The sequence below is a fragment of the Neorhizobium tunisiense genome (assembly GCF_039631515.1).
GTDB lineage: Bacteria > Pseudomonadota > Alphaproteobacteria > Rhizobiales > Rhizobiaceae > Neorhizobium.
The window spans coordinates 1-17,783 of sequence record NZ_JBDIUU010000003.1 but is presented as its reverse complement, the minus strand read 5'-3'; the positions used below and the strand labels follow the sequence as shown (position 1 = coordinate 17,783).

Here is a 17,783-nt window from a genome sequence, read left to right as displayed (position 1 = left end):
TTGATTAGTGAAGTTTTATGGTGCATCTTGATGCTGCAATTTTTGCGGGAGATTCGATGGCTAGGCCGCGAGGACAAAAACATCCGGTACGGTTGAGTGTGAGCCTGGATGAGGATGACCACGCCGCGATATCTCGCCTGGCGTCCGATATGAATTTGTCCGCCGCATGGATCGTGCGTCGCGCGGTCGCTGAATTTGTCGAGCGTCATTCCGATGGCGCGCAGTCCGAACTTCCGCTGTTGCGGCGCGTATCGAAAGAGTATTGATAATGACATACGTCACGCTTCAAATTGAGGATGATATCTCCATAGAGGAGACTTGGTCCTCGATCGTTGAAGGCATAAAAAGAGAGTACCTTTCCGACCAGCAGGATTATCCTTGGATCATTGGTTTCTCCGGTGGGAAGGATAGCACGGTAGTTACGCATGCCGTGTTTGAAGCGCTGCTCGATGTTTCACCTTCGAAGCGAACCCGTCCTATCCACATCGTTTCAAACGACACGATGGTCGAATCCCCGCTCGTGATCAGTCACCTCGATCAAGTAACCGCGCGAATTGCCGATGCTGCCGAAAGCCTGCATCTTCCAATTACAGTTGCACGTACTCAGCCTGACCCCGACAAAACGTTTTGGGTTCTCTTAATCGGGAAAGGCTACCCGAGTCCGAATATGACGATGCGGTGGTGCACCGACCGACTGAAAATTCAACCGACGAGCGGGTATATCAAAGAGAAGGCGTCAGAGTCCGGCGCCGCTATTGTAATCCTCGGAGTCCGGCGTGACGAGAGCCAATCGCGTCAACGTTCGATTGACAAATGGCGTAATGGAAGGGGCGGCAACCTATCTCCTCATGAACGTTTGCCCGGCGCGCTCATCTACCGACCGATTGTCGATCTCGGACTTGAGGATGTTTGGGAAATCCTTGGCACTTATCACGCCCCTTGGGGTGGCGATCACTCCTCACTAATCAAACTATACCGCGACTCTGAGGGAGGAGAATGCCCGGTCGTTCTAAGCGCCGACGAAGCCCCTGGGTGTGGCACTTCGAACAGTAGATTTGGATGCTGGACCTGCACTGTTGTCGAGAAGGACAAGAGTCTGCAGGGTTTCGTTGATGCTGGAAAGCATGAGTTTAAGCCACTGATTGATTTTCGAGACTGGCTCCGTTCCATCCGCAACAATCCAGTGATGCGCCAGATCGTACGACGCAATGGCAAGGTATCGTTTGACACCAACGGAAAGCATATTCCTGGTCCGTTCACGATCCAGGCGAGGCGGGAAATCCTCGCTAAGCTGCTTGAGGTTCAGGAGCAGTTCGGGGACCGGCTTATAAATGATGACGAGCTAAAGCTTATTTATCGTCACTGGGCCGATGAACTACAGGCACAAGGGGGCTTGGCGGATGTCTGAAACTTTTGCTGAAGAAGCGCAGCTCAACGATCTCCCACTGTGGGCAGACGAAGAAGCCAGCCAGGTCTTAAAGAACATTGCGGAAGCGAACAACGTTCCTGTCGACGTTCTGGCTGAACTGGTGGGTTTGCAGCGCGCCAGACAACATCAGGAGCGGGCTGCGGGCATCTATCAGCGGATCGAAGAAATCCTTGGGCGAATGGATTGAGGGCGGGGCGTACGACATAATGTGGATATCTAGAATCGAGCTCGTTTGCTTCAAGTCATATCAACGCCAGGAATTTGAGTTTCCTGAACCAACCGACGGCCGCAATGTCGTCCTGATTGGGGGAATGAACGGTTACGGGAAGACCTCGATTCTCGAAGCTCTTTATCTCTGCCTCTACGGCAAAGATGCGATGTCGCACCTTGCTCGCGCCGGTCTCAAAACCGATGAAACACGCGGCTACCCAACTTTTTTGGAGAAGGCGTTCAACGGGGAAGCTCTGAGAGACGGTCGAGACACCATGATGGTCAAGGTGGTTATCCACCGAACCAAAAGCAAAGCTGTCGAGATCTCTCGGAAATGGTATTTCCGGTCAAACGGTAGTTGGACTGACGAAGAGGCGACTTATCGGGAGATTCTTCGCGGCGTGCCGCAGCTGCCACGATCTGATGGTAGGAACTCATTCCACTTATCTGAAGCGTTGGACGAGTTTTTCGTGCCTGCCCATGTCGCTCCATTCTTCTTCTTCGACGGCGAAGAGGTAAAAAAGCTGGCCGACCAGGGCCGAGTAGAGCAAGTGAAACAAGGGCTCGAGGGCCTATTGGGCGTCGTACTGCTACGAAATCTAGCGGATCGTTTGAAACAGTTTGAACGGTCGAAACGCGAGACCGTGGCAAATGTGGATGAAGATCGGTTGTCGCTCCTCTTCAACCAGCTTTCAGAGAACGAGCGAACTGCCGGCGAAATCAAAAGGAAGCTAGATGAAGCGCGGCAGCAGCGTGGTCGCCTCGACGGGGAGTTTCAATCCCTTCTAGAGCGCGTAACAGCAGCAGGTGGCGGCGGCGGTGACACAGCAACCTATAAAGACCTCATTGAGGAGCGCGAGCAGGTACGTAGTCAGCTCCGGGACACACACCGGAAGCTCGAAGATTTTCTTGCGGTGCGGCTTCCTTTCCATTTGGTCTCAAAGGACCTTGTAATCGCCTACCAGACGCAGCTTGAAAAGGAGCAACGTTGGTTTCAATGGGATGCGGAGAAACGCGCGCTTGAACCCAGGCAACTCGAATTCAAATCGGCCTACGAACAGCAATCCGATCCTGCGATCGATCCCCCGTTGACTGAAGAGCAGCTTGAGGCGATCCGTAGCCGCATGAATGCGGCATGGGCGAGCTTGTTTTATCCGCCCCCGAATGATTGCGCCGAGGTGATCGACCACGACTACCTTTCGTCCACGGAGCGAGAAAGAGTGCTTTCAACGCTTGGAAGCATGTCGCTCGGTTATCAAGAAATACAAGACGTCTTGCGCGCCGAAGCTGACCTCACAGATCGAATTGACGATCTCGGAAGAAAGATTACGCGCCTTGAAGGGATCGATCGCGACGGGACTTTGGCATCACTGACAGTGGAGCTGAAAAGTGTGCAAGACCGGATGACTGCCCTGGATGACGAATGGCGATCTGACGATCGGCGCCTGGTAGCCTTGGATGCTCAAATTTCTTCGCAGCGTGCCGATTATGAACGCGAGCGGCGTAAGCTCGACGAGTCGTCGCCGGCACGCGCTATCATCGAGCGGTCAGATCGTGTGCGGAAAGTGATCGAAGCCGTGATACCTGCCCTTTTCCCGCTCAAAGTAAAAGAACTCGCTGCCAATATGACCACGGTCTACAAACAGCTCGCCCACAAGGATCAGGTGTCAAAAATCGAAATTAAAGACGACGGAACGACAATTATTATAGGAAAATCGGGCAAGCCGCTCGCCTTCGATCGATCAGCAGGCGAAAACCAAATCTTTGCAACTGCCTTGATCGCCGGTCTCGCGCGGGTCTCTGGGGTCAAGGCCCCGCTTGTAGTAGATACCCCGCTCGGCCGTCTCGATAGCAAGCACCGTCAGAACATCCTAAAATACTGGACCGGAGAAAAGAACCGTCAGGTGATCCTTCTTAGCCAGGACGAGGAAATCGACGCTGCGTTTCTTGCGCGCATTCGCGATAATATCTCGAAGACGTATCTTCTTGACCACTCCGATGTGGGCGACGGCATTGGCAGGACCAAGGCGTACGAGGATAAGTACTTCCTTGAGGAAGTGGCATGAGCACTATCAGTCTTCAACAAATCATGGCTGCTCGATTCCGCACGTCGGCGCATGCAGATAACCAAACCAAGACATTGATGGAAGTCCTCGGGTTGTCGACCAAAGCCGCGGTTGCACGGTTGGCAATAGGCCGATCACTTTCGCTCGGAAAACTGACCGAAGAACAAGTAGATGCCAAGGGCCTTGAGATCCCTGCTTCGTCACTATTTACACAGGATGACGTTGCGATTTGGGTTGGTCTGATCTTAACGCACGCGAGAACATCCGGGAGTGCGGCTACTGAGGGAATGGATACGTTTCGCGGCCTCCTCAGGCAGCACTGGCATCGTGGCGCCGGTCTCCTTTATGACGATTGGAGAAATAGCAACGAAGATTTTGATGATTTTGTCGGCACGCTTGTGAAGCGAAGAGCCGATCTTCCGGATCGGTCGGTCCTCCAATCCGAGGGCACCCGCGAGAAGGCAGAAAATACCGCCGCCGCCGACCAATCGGGGCAGTTGATCCGAAGCCTGTCGGAGATTGGCGTGAATGCCGAGGTCAAGGGTGTCGTTCATGGCCCCCGTCTCACCCGCTATCGGGTGGCACTACGCGACGTTAATCAACTGGACAAGCTAAAGCGTGGCTTGGAACGGCTCGCTCTTGCGATGAGTCTTCAACAGCAGATGCCAACATTGAGTGCAGGTGACGAAGCTCGGACAGTTATGATCGACGTCCCAAGACCTAGGGACACTTGGCGCGTAGAGGGCAAACAGGCTCTGATAGACGCCCTCCGTACTGTGCCCTCCAATGGTCAACACCTTATCGTTAGCCCTGGGGTGGATGTTGTGGGAAAGCCGATCCAATTCGATTTGACCACCGCTCCTCATCTATTGGTAGGCGGCGCGACCGGGCAGGGTAAGAGCGTGTGCGTTCATTCTTTGCTGGTTTCACTGATCACCAAGCACTCACCGTCCACGTTGCGACTCGCGCTCATGGACCCGAAGCAAGTCGAGTTTGGTGTTTATTCTAGCTCGCGTTTTCTCTGGCGCGACAGTATGGCGGTAGGGGGACCCGCGTGCCGTACAATGATCGACGATCTTGTTGCAGAGATGGACGATCGTTATCGCCGACTCAGCGAATTGAACGTAAACAGTATCGCAGACGCCGCGAAACGAGGCATGCACCTTCCTTTCATCGTGGCATGCATTGATGAGCTTGCGGATCTTGTTCTTCAGGATCGCGATGTGGAACAGAAAATCGTCAGGCTGGCCCAAATGGCCCGCGCGGCTGGCATCCACCTCATTCTGGCTACACAGCGTCCAGATGCTCAGACGTTCCGGGGTCTTCTTCGAAGCAACGTTCCTGCACGTATTGCTCTTACCGTCCAAAAGAGCTCGGAATCCCAGATCATTCTCGACGAGCCTGGAGCAGAAGATTTGCTCGGTCGCGGCGATATGATTGTCAAGCTGTCAGGAACTGACGCTGTACGTGCGCATGGCTACCTCCTGTCGCTGACTGATGTAGAAAGTTTGGTGCGCAAGTGATCTTAGAAAGCGAAACCATTTACCTGCTGGATATGAAGGGACTTAAGTGCCCAATCCCGGTGGCGCGTACTCGAAAAGCGGTCCGAAAACTGCCATCGCGCACTTATATACGCGTTGAGTGTACGGACCCACTTGCCGATATTGATATTCCCCACATGGTCAACTCGGACGGACATCAACTGCTGGAGAAAGGCGTCGCCGACGACGTGAGATGGTATTTGATCCGGCTGAAATGAGCACCGCAGAAGGCTAAGACTAAGACAAAACCACGGTCCGCCATTTCACCTCTGGACGGCCCAGTAAATCCTCACGTTCGCCGAATTCTTGAAGCTTCAGCCCGAGCGGCACGCCAATATCGCGAAGCTCCTCAACAGAGACAGGATAGATTTCTCGCGCTGGATCAGGCGGGCCTAGCCGCAGGGTGATGTAGATCTTACCGGTTGGAGTGAGTAGAGTTTTAAGTCGGGCTAATGCAGCAGGCCGATCCTGGGGATGAACATGCATCCATACGGCGCTCATTACAATCCAATCAAATCGCTGCGCCGTCAGCTTTTCGAGCTTCGGCAGTCGATCGTCGAGCCACTGGGCGGATGCATTTGGATGGAGGTGTGCTGCCAACGCCCTGAAAGACGCTGCGGGTTCGATGGCAACAACGCTGTGGCCATTGGCAGCCATCCAATTTACATCGCGACCGGTCCCGGCGCCCACGTCAAGGATCGACTTAGGCGGTTTACCACCGAGCTCGTTGGACAACACAGGATGAGCTTGGTCAAAGGGCACGAGTTCGTAGTTCTCGGCGAGATCTTTGGCTTGACGTTCATAGAACGCGACGGCGCGGGAACCGCTCCCATCTCCGAACCACCCCGCTGTGTTCATTGTAGCCACCATGAGAATCGCGCTTGTTATCGCTGCGAGCAGTAACATTATCTGAAAGGTTGACCTCACCATATATGGCTTTGTGAAGAACCCATCCCCGGGTGCGCCCACATATCCACCTTGATCGAAGTTTTTCAGCCAGCCAAGGTAGCGTTCCATGACATAACGCAACCTGTAGAGGACAATGAGAAGGCCAATATTTCCTGCCGCTGCCAAGCCGAGAAGGCACACTTGAAATAGCGGCAGGGAGTCTGACCTAGAGACCCCAAACCAAAGTCCGCCAGTCAACGTCATGGAGATCAGCGGAATCTGCCACATTAGTTGATTCAAAGATCGGAAGTTCTCCGAGTTTTGAGTATACAGCGCGACTCTAACCGTCTCGTTCTCTGGCATCACACGATCTTTTTCGGCAGCTGTATGCTCGGGTCGTCTTTCTCCGCTCCGGAAGCAACTCGGTAACGCTCTACGAGCGCAGCTTCATCGACGTTCAGGTCAAGCATGTAGCGCAGGACATCGTGTGACACCGACTTGTTTGAAACACGCATAGTATGCGATGCGGGGCTCCAAACCACATTACGATAGGGCTCGCCGTCGAGTTCAGTTGGCAGGTGCTTCATCAGGGCAACCGCGCTCACGAGACTAACTTTCTTGGCCTTGCTCAGTTCAATGGCCGTCCGCGTGAACATTTCCAGACCAATCTTCCGAAAGAGAATGTGGCCACCCTCGGCGTGTCGATAGTTTGGAGTAACCAATCCAGGATCGTTTGCGTCAAACAGATCCTTCACTGGCGGGAATGCATCCGCAAGTGCTCGGAAATAATCGACCGCAACCTTCCTGAAATATATCAATCTTTCATCTGAGGGTCTATTGAACCGGAGTTTCCGATCCGTTTTTGATTGTGTTACGTGAACAAATAGCAGTCTAAGCACCTCATAAAGGGTGGAAATTGTTGCCAGGCAAACTCGATTTCCAGAAGGTATATTCGGGCTCGCTATCACTGCGATTTTTGGGTCGCGAAAACTGGGCTCATTCTCGACGAGTTGGCGCGAAACTATTGCCATCACATCGTCTTCATCAAGCGCAATAATGTCGCTCTTTTTAACCGGGACTGCGGTTTTGTTGAGTGTCGTGAAAAGTCGGCGGGTACGCTGAAGACCAGCGGCCGTCTTCTTATGGCCAACGAGAATTACGGGTAGAAGATCTTGACCCAACTCTAGATTATCTTCCAGCGCTTGCTTGATCCCAGCTAAGCGATGTTGGCCGTCGACAGCAAAGAGTTTCTCCTTACCGTTCAGACTAAGGAAGCCCAGGGTGTCGAGGGCCTGCTGCGAAATCTTCTCAACGATACTTGCGTTCTTTTCGGAGCGGAAGTTACCGACCTCCAACCATTCTGGCTTACCGCCATAAGTTGCCAGTACCAGCGAGTTGAAGAAGCGGTCGTCGTTGCCTGAGAGGTATTGCGCGATTTGGCGGGCACGAGGTCCTTCAAGACTCCGTTGAATAAGGCGCGAGAGCGCTTTGTCCGGGTGGATATCTTCTGCAAACTTGACCCGCGCACCAACCTCTGCAATCGGGATCAGACAGGAGTAGAAGATCCAGCTGCCAAAGCTTCCACGCAAAGAGGGGAGTATTAAAGGTTCATCATTCATTAGAATTTCGCCGCTCGCGGAGCCATGATTTCAGCTTCAAAATCACGCTTGTTGATAGGAGGAATAATAGCGTTCAACAACGATCGCTCTATCTTCTTTAAATCGATGTTTTCGTCTGGAAGTGAAACGAAGTTGAAGAATAGGTCACCCATCCAATTCTCAATCATAAACCTGACCGCTGGGCGTCCTGATCCACCTTTCCATTCTCGAACGTATTGGACATATCGCTTACGGAGCGTATTTGCGGAATCCTGTCCTGCTTCACCGATGTACAAAATATATCCGTGTGCTGGCAGCTTTGACGGCATCAACTCCACAGTGAAGAAGTAAAGTCCCCGTTCGTTTGGTATTGCCGGATGCCCCCCATCCACAAAGCGAGCCTTCGACCATACGAGCTTGTACCTCGTTCTAAATTTCTTCCAGCTCTTCATGCTGAGGAAAAATTCATAGTTTTCTGCTTTGTACCGCTTCGTTGCATTGACGAGGTCGAAACTTTGGGATGGCATTGCTGTTTTCTCAGTTTAGTTCTTTGTTACCGAGCTACGCTGAATAATCAATTAAAAGTTGCGCAACTCTCAACGTATCGCAAGAAGCTCCTCTAAGCTCCATAGTCCTTGAGTTCTTGTTTTGCTAACATGATAAACGTCGTCTTCAGCGGATGCAGACTAGGCGCATTAGCGTCCGCAACCTCCCCGGCCAAATGCGATAAAATGATATGGTCTGCCATCTGTTTAGCAGCCTCCGTAACGTCGTCACGTGCCAGAAGCTGTATCTCGCCAAACTTTCGCAAAAGATCGTGAAATCCAACAGGATCCGAGATCTTACTCTGAATGCTGAACAGCAGCAGCCGATCGGCTTCCGAAACAAAGTCTGCATAAAGGCGCTGGCGAGCCAGAATTTTTTCGCGAACGAGCATCAGTTGCCACTCATGGCGCTTCATGCCGCGTCCTGCGATGTAGCTCACCACAGCTGCGACTATTGCCGCGGATATCGTGCCCGCAGTAGTAAAAATAATTGAATACGTATCAACCATGAATCCAACCGACCGAAACACCGATGAAACTCCACCCCCTAATGCTCCGATAGTCAATTCATTAAATCATTCCCCACGCCCGAAACCTCCCCCTCCCCGTCATCTCGCGCCGCCGTCACCATCATCCCCCTCCCCTTGCGGAACGATGGCGACCGGGGGCCGCGTGACACCAGGCGCCTTCGCCGCCCCCGCGGCGGGCAACCGGATTGATGGCCGACGTCTGTCGCAAAGTTCGGATATCCTCTGCCGATAACGCCCAGTTGGGCAGCCATGCGCAGATGGCGTTTGCAGGGGAGAAAGGGGTAGGATCCCTTGGCGTCGCCCAAGATCGGCAGGGAATCGGCCGCAGCCGATCGGCGAAAAGCTGGCGCAGCTATCCTTGTGTCGATTGGCAAGTGCAGGATCTACGATCACGCAAATTCGCGAGCTGTCATGGAAACGAAGAACGCAAAATAATTCTACCGGCAGGGGGATTCGCCCGCCGCAAAATTCAAGTATTCTTACGCCGGTGCCCTCTGTTTCCGCCGCACGACCTGCGATCGAATGCGCGCCGGACCGTCAAGGCACGATGGACTACGCTGGAGGTCGCTGACATGCCCGCGAATTCGCATTCAAATACGCCGGTTACCGGCCCAGTCTTTGCCCGGAGCGGAATGGACCGTTCATGGGCGAGGATCGTGCTATGGCAAAGCGGAAAGGGACAGCGGCAGACAGCGTGCGGGTCGTGCTCGCCCCCGCCGACGACATGCCGGTCTACGATCCGTCGAAGCCCGATCCGCGCCTCCGCGAACTTGTCCGCTTGCTGGCGCGACAGGCTGCCCGTAAATTCGTCGAAGCCGAACAGGAGCGCGCCACCCGCGAACGCCTCCTCAGATAGGGAGGCCATCTCATGAAGGTTGCTCTTTACGCCCGCTATTCCTCCGACAACCAGCGTGATGCCTCGATCGAGGACCAGCTTCGCATTTGCCGCACACGGGCTCAGCGCGAAGGCTGGACGATCGTCGACAGTTATACCGATCGCGCTATCTCAGGTGCCTCGCTGATCCGGCCCGGTATCCAGGAACTGATCGCCGACGGACTGAAGCGACGCTTCGACGTCATCCTGACGGAATCCCTCGATCGCCTTTCGCGCGATCAGGAAGATATCGCTGGGCTTTACAAGCGCATGCGCTTTGCCGGCGTCAGCATCGTTACCCTATCCGAAGGTGAAGTCAGCGAATTGCATATCGGCCTCAAGGGCACCATGGGCGCCCTTTACCTCAAAGACCTTGCCGATAAGACCCGGCGTGGTCTGCGCGGCCGGGTGGAAGAAGGCAAATCCGGCGGTGGCCTCTGCTACGGCTACGACGTCGTGCGCCACGTCGAACCATCAGGCGAAACCAGCCGCGGCGAGCGCACCATCAACGAGCCGGAAGCCAATATCGTCCGGCGGATTTTCACGGACTATCTGGCGGGCAAATCCTCGCGCACGATCGCCATGGTGCTGAACAGCGAAGGAGTGCCAGGTCCGCAAGGCAGCGAATGGGGACCATCCACCATTCATGGCAATCAAAAGCGCGGAACTGGCATTCTCAATAATGAGCTTTATATCGGGAAACTGGTCTGGAACCGCCTGCGATACCTGAAGGATCCTGATACGGGCAAACGCGTATCGCGCCTCAATCCAGAAACGGATTGGGTCGTTCAAGACGTGCCGGATCTGCGGATCGTCGATCAGAACCTGTGGGATGCGGTGAAGACACGCCAGGACCAGATGGCGCTGGAACCCGGAACCCAGCTGGGCGACAATCGAGTTCTAAACGAACGTCGCCGGCCAAAACATCTGTTCACCGGCCTCATCAAATGCGGCTGCTGCGGTGGCGGTTATTCAATGATCTCGAAGGACATGCTCGGCTGCACCAATGCCCGGACCAAGGGGACTTGCGACAACCGGCTGAACATCCGCCGTGACACGCTTGAGGCCTCCGTTCTCGACGGCCTTGACAAGCACCTGATGGAGCCGGAACTCTACAAGGAATTCTGCGAGGAGTTTACGAGGGAGGTCAACAAGGCGCGAATGGAAGCCCGCGCGTCGCTCGATTCATCGGCTGCCGAGATCAAACGGATCGACCGCGAGCTCGATACCCTTCTCGACCTTATTCTGAAGGGCGGTGCTGCTGACCGGATCAACGCAAAGATGGTGGCTCTCGAAGCACGCAAGAAGGAGCTGACCGGCTTCCTGGACAATGCGACAGAACCACCGCCCCTGCTCCACCCCAATCTGGCGAAGTATTATCATGAGGAGATCGCGGCACTCCACGACCAGCTTGGTAACGAGCAGACGCGGGCACTGGCGGCTGACAGACTCCGCACGTTGGTCAGCCGCATCGATCTCGTGCCTGATGGTGCGGAACTGGTGATCGTGCTGCGCGGCGATCTGGCCGCGATCCTCACCTTCGCATCAGGCAAGAAGAAGCCCGAGTTTCTCAACGAGAGGGCCATCCTGGAAGACCTCATGGGCCGTACTGATCAATCCGGTAGCCAAAAACGCAAAAAGCCCCGTAATGGGGCTTTATTTGGATCGCAGGAATGGTTGGTTGCGGGGGCAGGATTTGAACCTGCGGCCTTCAGGTTATGAGCCTGACGAGCTACCGGGCTGCTCCACCCCGCGTTAAGCGCAAACCTCTTTGAGGTTTGTCGCGGCTCCGCCGTCGCGACGCGATGGCGGACTGTGCCGGAGCAAATTGCCGAAGGCGATTTGTCTCCTGTGAGGGACGCAGGGGAAAGTTTCCAGTGCGGCTTGCCTCGTATTTCGGTATTGAACGGCAAAAGGGCCGCTTTTGGGCGGCCCTTGGTTTCGGCCAGGGGCCGTTTGTTTTCGTGAATGAGAAGATATGTTGCGTTTAGCAGACCTGGCAGCGACCTACTCTCCCGCGTCTTGAGACGGAGTACCATTGGCGCAGGGGCGTTTCACGGCCGTGTTCGGAATGGGAACGGGTGCGGCCGCCCCGCAATAACCACCAGGTCAGCGAAGCGCAACATTGTGAGAAGCTGGTGAAGTTTTCACTTCGTTTTTAGTCTTTGAACACGTCTTTAAACCTTTCCAGACCCGATGAGCGCTTTGGGCACCCATGCAGGCCAGAGGCCGTCGCGCCATGTGGCGCGGGCCGTCCGCAGGCAGCAAACCAAAGGTTTGCGTACGCCGTCAGGACAAAGGTCTTAGGCACATCGAACTTCGTTCGATGAGCATAATCAATGAGAACGATCAAGCCAATCGGGCTATTAGTACCGGTAAGCTTCATGCATTGCTGCACGTCCACACCCGGCCTATCAACGTGGTCGTCTTCCACGGCCCTGATAGGGAACACTCGTTTTCAGGTTGGTTTCCCGCTTAGATGCCTTCAGCGGTTATCCATTCCATATATAGCTACCCTGCTATGCCCTTGGCAGGACAACAGGTCCACCAGAGATATGTCCATCCCGGTCCTCTCGTACTAGGGACAGATCCTGTCAATATTCCTACACCCACGGCAGATAGGGACCGAACTGTCTCACGACGTTCTGAACCCAGCTCACGTACCGCTTTAATTGGCGAACAGCCAAACCCTTGGGACCTGCTCCAGCCCCAGGATGCGATGAGCCGACATCGAGGTGCCAAACAACCCCGTCGATATGGACTCTTGGGGGTCATCAGCCTGTTATCCCCGGCGTACCTTTTATCCGTTGAGCGATGGCCCTTCCACGCGGGACCACCGGATCACTATGACCGACTTTCGTCTCTGCTCGACTTGTCAGTCTCGCAGTCAGGCGGGCTTATGCCATTGCACTCGACGACCGATTTCCGACCGGTCTGAGCCCACCATCGCGCGCCTCCGTTACTCTTTCGGAGGCGACCGCCCCAGTCAAACTACCCACCATACACTGTCCCGGATCCGGATGACGGACCGCGGTTAGACATCCATGACGATAAGGGTGGTATTTCAAGGATGGCTCCACGAAGACTGGCGTCCCCGCTTCAAAGCCTACCACCTATCCTACACATGCCGACACGAATGCCAGTGTAAAGCTATAGTAAAGGTGCACGGGGTCTTTCCGTCTAACCGCAGGAACCCCGCATCTTCACGGGGAATTCAATTTCACTGAGTCTATGTTGGAGACAGCGGGGAAGTCGTTACGCCATTCGTGCAGGTCGGAACTTACCCGACAAGGAATTTCGCTACCTTAGGACCGTTATAGTTACGGCCGCCGTTTACTGGGGCTTCGATTCAAAGCTTGCACCTCTCCTCTTAACCTTCCAGCACCGGGCAGGCGTCAGACCCTATACGTCGTCTTTAGACTTCGCAGAGCCCTGTGTTTTTGATAAACAGTCGCTACCCCCTGGTCTGTGCCACCCCATTATGGTTGCCCAAAATGGGGTCACGCTTCTTCCGAAGTTACGCGTGCAATTTGCCGAGTTCCTTCAACATAGTTCTCTCAAGCGCCTTGGTATACTCTACCTGACCACCTGTGTCGGTTTCGGGTACGGTCTATAATGGTGGAGCTATTTCCTGGAACCGCCCCACTGCCCAACCAATCCAATAAGGTTGAACAATTTTTGCGATCCGTCACTACCACCAGGCCCACGAATATTAACGTGGTTCCCATCACCTACGCATTTCTGCCTCGGCTTAGGGGCCGGCTAACCCTGCTCAGATTAACTTTAAGCAGGAACCCTTGGTCTTTCGGCGAGAGGGTCTCTCACCCTCTTTATCGTTACTCATGTCAACATTCGCACTTCCGATACCTCCAGAGGCCCTCACGGGTCCTCCTTCACAGGCTTACGGAACGCTCCGCTACCACACGTGACAAGTCACGTATCCTCAGCTTCGGTGCATGGCTTTAGCCCCGTTACATTTTCGGCGCAAAGACCCTTAATTAGACCAGTGAGCTGTTACGCTTTCTTTAAATGATGGCTGCTTCTAAGCCAACATCCTGGTTGTTTTGGGATCCTCACATCCTTTCCCACTTAGCCATGACTTGGGGACCTTAGCTGGAGGTCAGGGTTGTTTCCCTTTTCACGACGGACGTTAGCACCCGCCGTGTGTCTGCCGATTAGTACTCCCGGGTATTCGGAGTTTGGTTAGGATCAGTAAGACGGTGAGTCCCCATAGCCCATCCAGTGCTCTACCCCCCGGGGTATTCGATCGACGCACTACCTAAATAGTTTTCGCGGAGAACCAGCTATTTCCGAGTTTGATTGGCCTTTCACCCCTAGCCACAAGTCATCCCAATCTATTGCAACAGATGCGGGTTCGGTCCTCCAGTTGGTGTTACCCAACCTTCAACCTGCTCATGGCTAGATCACTCGGTTTCGGGTCTAATGCAACTAACTGAACGCCCTGTTCAGACTCGCTTTCGCTGCGCCTACACCTACCGGCTTAAGCTTGCTAGTTACACTAAGTCGTTGACCCATTATACAAAAGGTACGCCGTCAGGGTTGCCCCCTCCGACTGTTTGTAGGCATCCGGTTTCAGGTTCTATTTCACTCCCCTTGTCGGGGTGCTTTTCACCTTTCCCTCACGGTACTTGTTCGCTATCGGTCATGCACGAGTACTTAGGCTTGGAGAGTGGTCTCCCCATGTTCAGACAGGATTTCACGTGTCCCGCCCTACTCTAGGACAATCAGTGTTCTACGCCTACGGGGCTATCACCCGCTGCGGCCGCCTTTTCCAAAGCGTTCGGCTTTATTCCTGATTGCCACTGGCCTGGTCCGCGTTCGCTCGCCACTACTTGCGGAGTCTCGGTTGATGTCCTTTCCTTCGGGTACTTAGATGTTTCAGTTCCCCGAGTTCGCTTCTTACCCCTATTTTATTCGAAGGTAAGATACCTTTTAACAATACCTAGAAACCTAAACCGATCCGAAGATCGGCTTAAACTTTCTAGGTATCTAAGGTGGGTTGCCCCATTCGGAGATCCATGGATCAAAGCTCATTCGCAGCTCCCCACGGCTTATCGCAGCGTATCACGTCCTTCTTCGCCTGTGCATGCCAAGGCATCCACCAAATGCCCTTACGACACTTAATCGTTCTCATTGCCAATGCTCATCAATATAGCCACCCATCAGGCTTTCAGACCCAATGCGCGACGGACCGGTTACCTTTTACAACCAGCCCTTCTCATGATGCCATCGACGTGTTCGACAGGCCTGCTTGATTGGGGTCACGCCGAGCGACCCGCTTGCAAACCTGTCTTTAAGACCAGCTTCTCGAGATTAAATCCGGGTCCGCGCGGTTAGCAAACGGACATCAGCAAGTCGTCAGAGATGCTCAAACCCGAAGGTCAGAACACCAACAACGACCGACCAGAGTGACAAGCTTCCTACCTCTTCCGGCCCCTCTTTCGTATCCGGCCGGCTAGGCCATCCACGACGTCATTGGAACCGGCCTCGGACATGGGCCTAAACCCATACCTGGAAGCCTCCAGATCAATCTTCTCTTCACGATTTTTGCAGAACAGGCAGCACTTCATCGAAGTGATGCAAACTTTTATTTCTTCAAAGGATATGTTTCGCGCTCGCATCGACACCAAAGTGAATTGGTGGAGCTGAGCGGGATCGAACCGCTGACCCCCTGCTTGCAAAGCAGGTGCTCTCCCAGCTGAGCTACAGCCCCAACCATCACAAACACCTGACGAAACAAACGCCAGGATCAGGCAAACCATCAAACAAACCACATTGGCGAACCAAAAATGGTGGGCCCGGGTAGACTCGAACTACCGACCCCACGCTTATCAAGCGTGTGCTCTAACCAACTGAGCTACGGGCCCATCTCGCCAGGCTCGAAAGCCCAAACGTAAACCGCCCATACAAGCTCAGCGAGCCGTCGCCGGTCGTCCGGCGCCCTCGCGGAGCACAGCCCGAAGGGCGGTACGTGCGTGAGCGCAAACCAATGGTTCATATCCTTTTGAAGAAAGAGAAACGTAGTCGGCGGGTTCGCCATACCATCCGATACCCGAAGGTATTCCGTGGCGTATTGCGTTTCGATGGTCACCTGACTGGTGCCATCTATTGTTCTAAAAAGCACGGGAAGGTTCATCCTGAGTTGATCCGAAGATCAGGTCAGGCGTCTTACCAATTCCACAGCTTCCTTAGAAAGGAGGTGATCCAGCCGCAGGTTCCCCTACGGCTACCTTGTTACGACTTCACCCCAGTCGCTGACCCTACCGTGGTTAGCTGCCTCCTTGCGGTTAGCGCACTACCTTCGGGTAAAACCAACTCCCATGGTGTGACGGGCGGTGTGTACAAGGCCCGGGAACGTATTCACCGCGGCGTGCTGATCCGCGATTACTAGCGATTCCAACTTCATGCACTCGAGTTGCAGAGTGCAATCCGAACTGAGATGGCTTTTGGAGATTAGCTCGGGATCGCTCCTTCGCTGCCCACTGTCACCACCATTGTAGCACGTGTGTAGCCCAGCCCGTAAGGGCCATGAGGACTTGACGTCATCCCCACCTTCCTCTCGGCTTATCACCGGCAGTCCCCTTAGAGTGCCCAACTGAATGCTGGCAACTAAGGGCGAGGGTTGCGCTCGTTGCGGGACTTAACCCAACATCTCACGACACGAGCTGACGACAGCCATGCAGCACCTGTGTCCCGGTCCCCGAAGGGAAAACCACATCTCTGTGGCGAGCCGGGCATGTCAAGGGCTGGTAAGGTTCTGCGCGTTGCTTCGAATTAAACCACATGCTCCACCGCTTGTGCGGGCCCCCGTCAATTCCTTTGAGTTTTAATCTTGCGACCGTACTCCCCAGGCGGAATGTTTAATGCGTTAGCTGCGCCACCGACAAGTAAACTTGCCGACGGCTAACATTCATCGTTTACGGCGTGGACTACCAGGGTATCTAATCCTGTTTGCTCCCCACGCTTTCGCACCTCAGCGTCAGTAATGGACCAGTAAGCCGCCTTCGCCACTGGTGTTCCTGCGAATATCTACGAATTTCACCTCTACACTCGCAATTCCACTTACCTCTTCCATACTCAAGATACCCAGTATCAAAGGCAGTTCCAGAGTTGAGCTCTGGGATTTCACCCCTGACTTAAATATCCGCCTACGTGCGCTTTACGCCCAGTAATTCCGAACAACGCTAGCCCCCTTCGTATTACCGCGGCTGCTGGCACGAAGTTAGCCGGGGCTTCTTCTCCGGATACCGTCATTATCTTCTCCGGTGAAAGAGCTTTACAATCCTAAGACCTTCATCACTCACGCGGCATGGCTGGATCAGGCTTGCGCCCATTGTCCAATATTCCCCACTGCTGCCTCCCGTAGGAGTTTGGGCCGTGTCTCAGTCCCAATGTGGCTGATCATCCTCTCAGACCAGCTATGGATCGTCGCCTTGGTAGGCCTTTACCCCACCAACTAGCTAATCCAACGCGGGCTCATCCATCCCCGATAAATCTTTCCCCCGAAGGGCGTATACGGTATTAGCTCCAGTTTCCCGGAGTTGTTCCGTAGGGATGGGTAGATTCCCACGCGTTACTCACCCGTCTGCCGCTCCCCTTGCGGGGCGCTCGACTTGCATGTGTTAAGCCTGCCGCCAGCGTTCGTTCTGAGCCAGGATCAAACTCTCAAGTTGAGAATCCAATCCGACTAATCACTCTTGTTCTGAATCGACGAGAACTCACTATGATCTTAAACCGCATCACTGCGCCAAAAAACCAGGTGTTCTCTTGTTCAAAACGTGACCGTCATTTGTCTTCCTATGAGCAAAGCCCGAAAGCTTCACCCGCGAAAACCGCCGACCACGTTTCTCTTTCTTCTCATCTTCAATTGTCAAATAACCGACGCTTCAAAACCAAAAGGCCAAACCGTCAAAACTTCCCGAACAGCACTGCTTTCAGAGACCAAACCGTAACCCGGTCCCAACCAGCATGCGCCAATCAATCAGTGATTTCTTTAGAACGAAAGTCGTCGTCGCCAGCAGCGCCGCCGCCCTCGTTCAGTGAGCGGGTTATAGTGCCCACCACCATTTGAAGTCAACAGC

Annotated in this window: 12 protein-coding genes, 3 tRNA genes, 3 rRNA genes and 1 pseudogene; 8 read left to right on the top strand and 11 right to left on the bottom strand. The window is 54.1% G+C overall.

What is annotated here, in order from left to right; genetic code table 11:
* The first annotated feature begins 17 nt into the window (after window positions 1–17).
* The 6 genes from ABCW43_RS14285 to ABCW43_RS14260 are packed head-to-tail and all read left to right on the top strand — an operon-like array spanning window position 18 to window position 5,464.
* A complete protein-coding gene (locus ABCW43_RS14285; RefSeq protein WP_345925518.1) occupies window positions 18–266 on the top strand; it encodes a ribbon-helix-helix protein, CopG family in 249 nt (82 codons plus the stop codon).
* A gap of 2 nt (window positions 267–268) precedes the next feature.
* On the top strand, window positions 269–1,408 hold the full coding sequence (gene dndC, locus ABCW43_RS14280; protein WP_345925516.1) for a DNA phosphorothioation system sulfurtransferase DndC: 1,140 nt from the start codon (window positions 269–271) through the stop codon (window positions 1,406–1,408).
* Complete coding sequence (locus ABCW43_RS14275; RefSeq protein ID WP_345925514.1) at window positions 1,401–1,616, top strand: DNA modification system-associated small protein; 216 nt, start codon at window positions 1,401–1,403, stop codon at window positions 1,614–1,616. Before dndC ends, ABCW43_RS14275 begins: the two co-directional genes overlap by 8 nt.
* Complete coding sequence (gene dndD / locus ABCW43_RS14270) at window positions 1,600–3,705, top strand: DNA sulfur modification protein DndD (protein ID WP_345925512.1); 2,106 nt, start codon at window positions 1,600–1,602, stop codon at window positions 3,703–3,705. The genes ABCW43_RS14275 and dndD overlap by 17 nt, the downstream gene beginning before the upstream one ends.
* Window positions 3,702–5,228, top strand: a complete 1,527-nt coding sequence (locus tag ABCW43_RS14265) for a DNA translocase FtsK (protein ID WP_345925510.1) — start codon at window positions 3,702–3,704, stop codon at window positions 5,226–5,228. The genes dndD and ABCW43_RS14265 overlap by 4 nt, the downstream gene beginning before the upstream one ends.
* 32 nt (window positions 5,229–5,260) lie before the next feature.
* Entirely contained in the window at window positions 5,261–5,464 is a 204-nt protein-coding gene (locus ABCW43_RS14260) for a sulfurtransferase TusA family protein (protein WP_345926215.1), read from the top strand.
* A 19-nt stretch (window positions 5,465–5,483) separates the two neighbouring features.
* Here ABCW43_RS14260 and ABCW43_RS14255 read toward each other — a convergent pair whose 3' ends face one another.
* The 5 genes and pseudogenes from ABCW43_RS14255 to ABCW43_RS28830 all read right to left on the bottom strand — a co-directional run.
* Window positions 5,484–6,497 carry a class I SAM-dependent methyltransferase gene (locus ABCW43_RS14255; RefSeq protein ID WP_345925508.1) on the bottom strand — a complete coding sequence of 338 codons (1,014 nt, stop codon included), beginning with the start codon at window positions 6,495–6,497 and terminating at the stop codon, window positions 5,484–5,486.
* Window positions 6,497–7,753: a DNA sulfur modification protein DndB gene (locus tag ABCW43_RS14250; protein ID WP_345925506.1), complete on the bottom strand. Its 1,257-nt coding sequence runs from the start codon at window positions 7,751–7,753 to the stop codon at window positions 6,497–6,499. The genes ABCW43_RS14255 and ABCW43_RS14250 overlap by 1 nt, the downstream gene beginning before the upstream one ends.
* Window positions 7,753–8,259: a hypothetical protein gene (locus ABCW43_RS14245; protein WP_345925505.1), complete on the bottom strand. Its 507-nt coding sequence runs from the start codon at window positions 8,257–8,259 to the stop codon at window positions 7,753–7,755. The genes ABCW43_RS14250 and ABCW43_RS14245 overlap by 1 nt, the downstream gene beginning before the upstream one ends.
* A 92-nt stretch (window positions 8,260–8,351) precedes the next feature.
* On the bottom strand, window positions 8,352–8,786 hold the full coding sequence (locus tag ABCW43_RS14240) for a hypothetical protein (protein WP_345925503.1): 435 nt from the start codon (window positions 8,784–8,786) through the stop codon (window positions 8,352–8,354).
* A gap of 61 nt (window positions 8,787–8,847) precedes the next feature.
* Window positions 8,848–8,895: pseudogene (locus ABCW43_RS28830) on the bottom strand (helix-turn-helix domain-containing protein); the annotation flags it as partial.
* Between the two features lie 573 nt (window positions 8,896–9,468).
* Between ABCW43_RS28830 and ABCW43_RS14235 the strand changes: the two are divergent.
* Together ABCW43_RS14235 and ABCW43_RS14230 are read left to right on the top strand one after the other, a co-directional pair.
* The gene (locus ABCW43_RS14235) at window positions 9,469–9,663 is read left to right on the top strand and encodes a hypothetical protein (RefSeq protein ID WP_345925501.1); all 195 of its coding nucleotides are present in this window, start codon (window positions 9,469–9,471) and stop codon (window positions 9,661–9,663) included.
* Between the two features lie 12 nt (window positions 9,664–9,675).
* Window positions 9,676–11,403, top strand: a complete 1,728-nt coding sequence (locus tag ABCW43_RS14230; protein WP_345926213.1) for a recombinase family protein — start codon at window positions 9,676–9,678, stop codon at window positions 11,401–11,403.
* Here ABCW43_RS14230 and ABCW43_RS14225 read toward each other — a convergent pair.
* From ABCW43_RS14225 to ABCW43_RS14200, 6 genes are all read right to left on the bottom strand, one after another.
* Window positions 11,360–11,436 (bottom strand) — tRNA-Met (locus ABCW43_RS14225). The two genes, ABCW43_RS14230 and ABCW43_RS14225, sit on opposite strands and share 44 nt — an antisense overlap.
* Before the next feature lie 239 nt (window positions 11,437–11,675).
* Window positions 11,676–11,790, bottom strand: a 5S ribosomal RNA gene (gene rrf, locus ABCW43_RS14220).
* Window positions 11,791–12,026: 236 nt separating this feature from the next.
* Window positions 12,027–14,828: ribosomal RNA gene (locus ABCW43_RS14215) — 23S ribosomal RNA — on the bottom strand.
* A gap of 511 nt (window positions 14,829–15,339) precedes the next feature.
* Window positions 15,340–15,415, bottom strand: a tRNA-Ala gene (locus ABCW43_RS14210).
* 77 nt (window positions 15,416–15,492) lie between these two features.
* A tRNA-Ile gene (locus ABCW43_RS14205) sits at window positions 15,493–15,569 on the bottom strand.
* A 325-nt stretch (window positions 15,570–15,894) separates the two neighbouring features.
* Window positions 15,895–17,375 (bottom strand): 16S ribosomal RNA (locus ABCW43_RS14200).
* Together the 16S, 23S and 5S rRNA genes with 3 tRNA genes alongside form the textbook arrangement of a ribosomal RNA operon.
* Window positions 17,376–17,783 lie beyond the last annotated feature (408 nt).